General features: G+C 67.0%; 4 protein-coding genes. All 4 read right to left on the bottom strand.

Annotated features, from left to right (window positions below):
* Positions 1-201, bottom strand: a 201-nt coding sequence (locus FV230_RS26445; RefSeq protein WP_147844496.1) for a transposase, incomplete at its 3' end; no start/stop codon positions are given.
* A gap of 487 nt (positions 202-688) precedes the next feature.
* Complete coding sequence (gene fabF / locus FV230_RS26440) at positions 689-1,951, bottom strand: beta-ketoacyl-ACP synthase II (protein WP_147844495.1); 1,263 nt, start codon at positions 1,949-1,951, stop codon at positions 689-691.
* A gap of 99 nt (positions 1,952-2,050) precedes the next feature.
* A complete protein-coding gene (locus FV230_RS26435) occupies positions 2,051-2,290 on the bottom strand; it encodes an acyl carrier protein (protein WP_066926221.1) in 240 nt (79 codons plus the stop codon).
* Positions 2,291-2,589: 299 nt separating this feature from the next.
* On the bottom strand, positions 2,590-3,204 hold a 615-nt coding region (gene fabG / locus FV230_RS26430), incomplete at its 5' end, for a 3-oxoacyl-ACP reductase FabG (RefSeq protein WP_147844494.1).

The raw sequence follows: 3,204 nt of genomic DNA, 5'->3' as shown, positions 1-3,204 counted from the left end.
CAGATGCCGCCACGCGCATCCTGTCCGCAGGACGTACAGGATGCCGTCGAAGACCGCGCGCAGGGGCCGGCGCCATGGGCGGCCTGTGCTGGACGGCGCAGGCAGAAGCGGCGCAAGCACCGCCCACACGTCATCGCTGAGATTGGTTGCGTAGGGCAGGCTCTCGCGCGCAAGCTCGGCGCGGGCGGCGGGCGTCCACATTGGGGTTCCTGGGTGAGCGTCAGACACTCTCCCAACGCCCGCGATGCTCGCCGCTCACCCAATAGCTAAGCTGTTCTGCCCATTATGAAACGGGGTCTAAAAAAACAGGGTCCCCGAGGCGTTGGTCGACGTAAGAGAAGCAGCAAAAGCGATTGCTTACGACATGCCAACCGCTTGTGGAGCTCATTTATTTGGAGCAACTGAAAGCGTGCTGCGAAAGTACTACTCTGTCGTCAGCAAAAAATGCCAAATCCGATAGTAAAAAGTCTGGGCATTTACGTTAAAACAATGCGTTCGAAAGATATTGGCGATAGAAGGTTTTGTCTTCGCTGGGCCAGATGGCTTGATTACATAGAAACCCAATAATACACTCAGAGGCTCCCTTATCACTGGACGAGGCATTGTCTTCAGTGGGAATTTTGCGGAGTGTAGTTACGGCGATGCTGGAAGTTCTACCAACAGAGCCGATAACAACCAAAACAGCGAGTTAAGAAACCCGCCGCATCACCAAGCTCGCATTCGTCCCGCCAAACCCGAACGAATTCGACAGCGCGATGTCGACCCGCCGGCGCTTGGCCTCGTGCGGGACGAGGTCGAGGGCGGTCTCGACGCTCGGGTCGTCGAGGTTGAGGGTCGGGGGGATGACGCCGTCGCGAATGGTCAGGATCGAGAAGATCGCCTCGATCGCGCCGGCGGCGCCGAGGAGGTGGCCGACGGCGGACTTGGTCGAGGACATCGCGACGCCCTGGGCCGAGGCGCCGAGCAGGCGCTCGACGGCGCGCAGCTCGAGCTCGTCGCCCATCGGCGTCGAGGTGCCGTGGGCGTTGATGTAGTCGATCGCGCCCGGGTCGATGCCGGCCCGCTTCACGGCCGCCGTCATGCAGCGGAAGGCGCCGTCGCCGTCCGGCGAGGGGGAGGTGATGTGGTAGGCGTCGCCCGACATGCCGTAGCCGACCACCTCGGCGTAGATCTTGGCGCCGCGGGCCTTGGCGTGCTCGTACTCCTCGAGCACCACCACGCCGGCGCCTTCGCCCATCACGAAGCCGTCGCGGGCCTTGTCGTAGGGGCGCGAGGCCTTGGTCGGCGTGTCGTTGAAGCCGGTGGACAGCGCCCGGCAGGCGGCGAAGCCCGCGATCGACAGCCGGTCGACCGGCGATTCGGCGCCGCCCGCGACCATCACGTCGGCGTCGCCCAGCATGATCAGGCGGGCCGCGTCGCCGATCGCGTGCGTGCCGGTGGAGCAGGCGGTGACGACGGCGCTGTTCGGGCCCTTGAGGCCGTGCGCGATCGAGACCTGGCCCGAGGCCATGTTGATGATGCGGCCGGGGATGAAGAACGGCGAGATCCGCCGCGGGCCCTTGTCCTTCAGGGTCACCGAGGCGTCGTAGATGCCGCCGATGCCGCCGATGCCGGAGCCGATCATCACGCCGGTGGCGCACTGGTCCTCGTAGCTCGTCGGGTGCCAGCCGGCATCGTCGAGCGCCTGGCCCGCGGCGGCCATCGCGAAGACGATGAACGGGTCGACCTTGCGCTGCTCCTTCGGCTCCATCCACGCGTCGGGATCGAAGGTGCCGTCGCTGCCGTCGCCCAGCGGCACGGTGCAGGCGATGCGGCAGGCTAGGTCGGAGGTCTCGAAGGTGGTGATCGGCCCGGCGCCGCTGTCGCCGGCGATCAGCCGGCTCCAGGTGTGCTCGACTCCGCTGCCGAGCGGCGTGACCATCCCCAGACCCGTAACCACCACCCGCCGCATCGCGCTATCCCGAACCCGTTCCGCTTGAACAACGACAGCGGCGCGTCGGGTGTTTCCACCCCGCCCGCGCCGCGTCGACCCGAAGGACGTTTTGGCCGATCAGGCGGCCGAGTTCTTCTCCAGGAACTTCACCGCATCGCCGACCGTCTGGATGGTCTCGGCGGCGTCGTCCGGAATCTCGACGTTGAACTCTTCCTCGAACGCCATCACGAGCTCGACGGTGTCGAGGCTGTCGGCACCGAGGTCGTCGATGAAGTTGGCGCCCTCGACCACCTTCTCGGGCTCGACGCCCAGGTGCTCGACGACGATCTTCTTCACGCGCTCAGCGATATCGCTCATCGTTGCTGGTCCTCGGTCTTCACGTTACGTGGGTGAAAGGAATGGCGCCGTTGCCGCCGTGGCCCTTGCTTCGGGCCAGTCCTGTTTCGAGCGGCTGGTGACCGAACGCGCTGGGTCCTGAAATCCTGTTGGCCTTGGACTCGGAACCCGCCGAACCGTCAACCCCTTGCACGGCAGCCGGGGTGTTAACACAGGGTTTCGGCGCTGGCGAGGCCCGGTTCACGAACCGTTCATCGGTGTGCTCCGGGCGCCGATTCCGCCGCGTTTTCCGCGGGATGGCCGGGCCGCGCGCCCCGGCGTCACACCATCGCCATGCCGCCGTTGACGTGCAGCGTCTGGCCGGTGACGTAGGCCGCTTCCGCCGAGGCGAGGTAGACCACGGCGGCGGCCACCTCCGCGCCCTCGCCGAGGCGCCCGGCCGGCACCCGGCCGAGGATGCCCTCGCGCTGCTTCTCGTTGAGCACGTCGGTCATCGGCGAGGCGATGAAGCCGGGGCTGACGCAGTTCACGGTGACGTTGCGCGAGGCGACCTCCGCCGCCAGCGCTTTGGTCAGCCCGACGAGCCCGGCCTTGGCCGCCGCGTAGTTGCCCTGGCCGGGGTTGCCGGTGGTGCCGACCACCGAGCCGATGTTGACGATGCGCCCGGCCCGCCGCCGCATCATCCCCCGCACCGCCGCCCGCGACAGGCGGAACGCGGCGGTGAGGTTGACGGCGATGACCTGGTCCCACTCCTCGTCCTTCATCCGCACGAAGATGTTGTCCCGGGTGATGCCGGCGTTGTTGACGAGGATGTCGAGACCGCCGAGCGCGGCCTCCGCCGCCGGCACCAGCGCCTCGACGGCGGCCGTGTCGGACAGGTTCGTCGGCAGCACGTGCGCGCGCTCGTCGAGCTCGCCCGCCAGCGCCTCCAGCGC

This window comes from Methylobacterium sp. WL6 (assembly GCF_008040095.1).
In the GTDB taxonomy this organism is placed as follows: Bacteria; Pseudomonadota; Alphaproteobacteria; order Rhizobiales; family Beijerinckiaceae; genus Methylobacterium.
This window is presented reverse-complemented; position numbering and strand designations above follow the sequence as displayed.

Excerpts from the sequence above, each read along its gene's own strand:
- FV230_RS26435 (WP_066926221.1), bottom strand. The coding sequence starts at position 2,290 with ATGAGCGATATCGCTGAGCGCGTGAAGAAGATCGTCGTCGAGCACCTG.
- fabF (WP_147844495.1), bottom strand. The coding sequence starts at position 1,951 with ATGCGGCGGGTGGTGGTTACGGGTCTGGGGATGGTCACGCCGCTCGGC.